Annotated in this window: 4 protein-coding genes; 2 read left to right on the top strand and 2 right to left on the bottom strand. The window is 72.7% G+C overall.

Features of this window, described 5'->3' with window-relative positions; all coding sequences use genetic code 11:
• Positions 1 to 185 precede the first annotated feature (185 nt).
• Positions 186 to 1,403, top strand: a complete 1,218-nt coding sequence (locus GL263_RS23270) for a globin domain-containing protein (protein ID WP_182857708.1) — start codon at positions 186 to 188, stop codon at positions 1,401 to 1,403.
• 24 nt (positions 1,404 to 1,427) lie between these two features.
• Here the strand turns inward: GL263_RS23270 and GL263_RS23265 are convergent, their stop codons facing one another.
• Positions 1,428 to 1,802, bottom strand: a complete 375-nt coding sequence (locus tag GL263_RS23265; protein WP_228456765.1) for a cupin domain-containing protein — start codon at positions 1,800 to 1,802, stop codon at positions 1,428 to 1,430.
• Positions 1,803 to 1,896: 94 nt separating this feature from the next.
• Between GL263_RS23265 and GL263_RS23260 the strand changes: the two genes are divergently transcribed.
• Positions 1,897 to 2,139 carry a hypothetical protein gene (locus GL263_RS23260; protein ID WP_182857707.1) on the top strand — a complete coding sequence of 81 codons (243 nt, stop codon included), beginning with the start codon at positions 1,897 to 1,899 and terminating at the stop codon, positions 2,137 to 2,139.
• A 119-nt stretch (positions 2,140 to 2,258) separates the two neighbouring features.
• Here GL263_RS23260 and GL263_RS23255 read toward each other — a convergent pair whose 3' ends face one another.
• A complete protein-coding gene (locus tag GL263_RS23255; RefSeq protein WP_182857706.1) occupies positions 2,259 to 3,461 on the bottom strand; it encodes an FUSC family protein in 1,203 nt (400 codons plus the stop codon).
• Between the last annotated feature and the right edge of the window lie 257 nt (positions 3,462 to 3,718).

Genomic DNA, 3,718 nt, shown 5'->3' with positions numbered 1-3,718 from the left:
GGCGGCCGCAAGGGCCCTTCGGTCCTGTGTGCGGTGGGGGCCGCCGGGGCCGAACGGCCCTGATCGCCGAGACCTTCGGCCGTGATCCACCTCGCCGAGCGTTCGACCGCCTCACGCGCTGGTAGACAGGTTCTCGGTCGCACTTCGCGGCCGTCTCCCAACACCCGTACATCCCAGGAGCGTTCATGCTCTCTCCCGAATCGGCCGCGGTCGTCCGCGCCAGCCTCCCCCTCGTCGGCGAGGCGATCGAGCGGATCACCGGTCACTTCTACGACACCATGTTCCGAGAGCACCCGGAGCTGTTGGACGGGATGTTCAACCGGGGGAACCAGGCCAACGGCATGCAGCGGCAGGCACTCGCCGGTTCCATCGTCGCGTTCGCCGGCTCGCTGCTCACCGACCCGCAGAGCCGTCCGGACGCGCTGCTGGCCCGTATCGCGCACAAGCACGCGGCGGTGGGCGTCACCGAGGAGCAGTACGCGATCGTCCACAAGTACCTGTTCGGCGCGATCGTCGAGGTGCTCGGGGAGGCCGTGACGCCGCAGGTCGCCGCCGCGTGGGACGAGGTGTACTGGCTGATGGCCGGCGCGCTCGTGGCGCACGAGGCCCGGCTGTACGTCGAGGCGCAGGTCCGGCCGGGGCACCCGTGGCGGTCCTGGACCGTGGTGGGGCGCCGGCAGGAGACGGTCGACGTGGTCTCCTTCCTGCTGCGCCCGACCGACGGGCAGGCGCCGCCGCCGGTGCGGGCCGGCCAGTACGTCAGCGTCCGGGTGCGGATGCCCGACGGTGTGCACCAGCTGCGGCAGTACAGCCTCAGCTCGGCGCCGGACGGCCGCACCCGGCGGATCACCGTGAAGCGGGTGGGCGGAGACGGCACCCCGCTCGGCGAGGTCTCGGACCTGCTGCACCGGACGGTGCGGGTCGGCGACGAGCTGACGTTGTCGGCGCCCTTCGGCGACGTGGTGCTGGAGGAGGAGGACGCGCCGCTGCTGCTCGCCTCGGCCGGCATCGGGTGCACCCCGATGGTGGGCATGCTGGAGCACCTGGCGTCGGCCGGCTCCACCCGCCCGACGCTGGTGCTGCACGCCGACCGCTCCCCCGCCGACCACGCGCTGCGGGCGGACACCAACCGGCTGGTGAGCCGGCTTCCGGGGGCCCGCGCCCAGTTCTGGTACGAGTGGCCGGGCGCCGCCGAACCGGGCGCCGCCGAACCGGGAGCGTGGGCCGGGCGCATGGACCTCGGCGCCCTGGACCTGCCGGACGGCGTCCGCGCCTACCTGTGCGGGCCGCTGCCGTTCATGCGTGACGTCCGCGCCCAGCTGCTGGCCGCCGGGGTGCCGCCGCGCCACATCCGCTACGAGGTCTTCGGCCCCGACCTCTGGCTGGCCGACGACGCGGCGTGACACGCGGCTGACGGGTCCCTGAAGTCAGTCGAGCCGGACAGTGAGGAGGAGCAGGGCGTCGTCCTCGGCGGTGAGGCGGTGCCGGCCGTCGGGGAGGCCGAGGAGGTCGTGTGCCGTCAAGCGCCACGTGTCGTCGCCGTGCACCGCGGTGAGCACCACCTCGCCGCGCAGGCACTGCAGGCTGGCCGCCTCGGGTTCCTCGTGGGCGGAGAGCTCCTGCCCGGCGAGCAGCGCGATCAGGGTGACGCGGAGCCCGGGCGCGGTGACGAGGGTGCGGGCGGCCCGGCCGGCGTCGGCGGTCCTTGCCGCCTCCAGCAGGTCCTCACCGGTCCGCAGGAGAGCGAGTGTCTCGCCCGCGGGGTGGGCGCCGTCGTCGCTGCCGTGGTGCGCGGTGCTCATCCGTGGCCTTCCGGTTCGCGTGCGGGAGGGTGTGTCCCCGACTGTCGCAGCACGGGGCCGCCCTCGGCGGCAGGGCGCGCGGAGAGGGCGTGTTTTGGTCAGCTTCACCACCTCCGACCGTGCGAGGCAGCGGGCGGGCGTGGTGCTGGGCGAGGTCGTCGGCGTTGCCGTCGGCCGGGCGTCGTCACTCCGTTCGCCGCCGCAGCCGGCGGCGGCGACGGCGACGGCGACGGCGACGGCGACGGCGAGGAGGGTCGCGCAGGTCGCCGCGGCGAAGAGCGCGGTGGGACCGCCGTCGTGGTGTGGTCGCATGGTCGCCTCCCCGGTTCCGGCCTGACGGCCGCACGTTCTGGCGGCAGGCCGGCCAGTGAGCGGTCCGCCGGACCGGCGGCCGGGATGATTCTTGACCAAGACATGACTCCAGGTCAGGTCGCGTCGTGCCAGATCGCTCGTGTGTCAGAACGCGCGGCGGCGCTTGCGGAGCTGTGCCAGCCTGCGTCCCACCCGGGCGAGGAAGGGGTAGCGCTCGTGCCGTTCCTCGGCAGTGCGGTCCAGTTCCTCGGCCAGGCGCACGGACCGCTTCTCGATGTCGAGTTCGTCGAGCATGCGGTCGATCTCGGCCAGGAGGGCGCCGTGCAGCTGCCACTGCCTGGGGTGTTCCTGGACGGTCTCCAGCAGCAGGTGGGCCACTCGCTCCCGGGCGGCGCGGGCGGCGGCGAGTTCGTCCGCGAGGCGGTCCTCGGCCTCCTCCGCGCTGCTGCTGATCTGGGTGGTGATGAGCGAGGCGAAGTTCTCCACGGCGGCGGCGAGATGGCCGAACAGCTCCTTCAGCGCCTCCGCCACCGGTGGCGGGAAGAGGTCCTCGCCCTTGCGCTTCTTCGCCAGGTCGGTGAGCGTGCGGGCGCTCACTCTCAGGACGACGGCGCAGATCTCCAGGGTGTCCAGCCCGGTGCGGAGCACGATCCGGGAGAGCAGGCCCTCCTTCACCCGGGGGTTGAGCCGCAGGCTCTCCTCGGCCCGCGCCAGCGAGGCGTCGACCTCGACGATGTCGTGGTCGAGCCTGCGGGCCGCGTGCAGTCTGGCCGCGGCGGCCTCCACCGCCGTGCGGCCGGTGATCTCGTCTCCCAGATCCCGTATCAGGTCCCGCATCCGGCCGGCCAGGTCCTCGATCGACTCGCCGGCGGACTCCACCCACACCGGCGGGACGAAGACGATGTTGAACAGCAGGCCGACCGCGGCGCCGACCAGCGTCTCCAGTACCCGGCTGACCGCCAGGTCGGTGTGGTGCGAGACGCCGAGCACCAGCATCGCCGAGATCGCCACCTCGGGCACGAACTCGCCGACCCGCACCAGATGGCCGAGCACCAGCGAGGAGATGATCAGCAGTCCCAGGCTCCACCAGCTCAGGCCGACCAGCGCGCTGAAGCCGACGGCGATGAGCACGCCGGCGACCACCGAGTTGACGCGTCGGATGCCGGTGGTGAGGGTCGCGAAGAGGGTGACCTGGACGACAAGCAGCGCGGTCAGCGGCGCCAGCAGAGGAGGAGGGTTCACCCCCAGGAGCCAGCTGGCGACGACGTAGGAGAGGGTGGCGGCGGTTGCCGAGCGCAGCGTCTGGACGACGGCCGGCTCGTTGCGACGCCGCGCGATCTTGCGCATCGGTTCCGGGACGGTAGCCACACCCTGCTCTTCCCCACCAGCGGCCCCTCCGCACCCGCCATCCGACTGCACTCACCCGCACCGACGCACTCGGTGCCGGTTTTGCGCACTCGGTGGCGGTGTCCCTAGATTTGATGGTGAACGCGTGATACGCGCGTCACCGACTCGGGGCTGGGCGACGGAGAGTGGTCATGGGCTTCCAGGACGCGATGGGCGACGACGTCTACCAGCCGGACGGCTCGGACATCCAGGAGGAC

Source organism: Streptomyces durbertensis (assembly GCF_014156695.1).
Lineage (GTDB): Bacteria > Actinomycetota > Actinomycetes > Streptomycetales > Streptomycetaceae > Streptomyces > Streptomyces durbertensis.
Note: the sequence above shows the minus strand (reverse complement) of the source record. Positions and strands in the feature narration are given on the sequence as shown.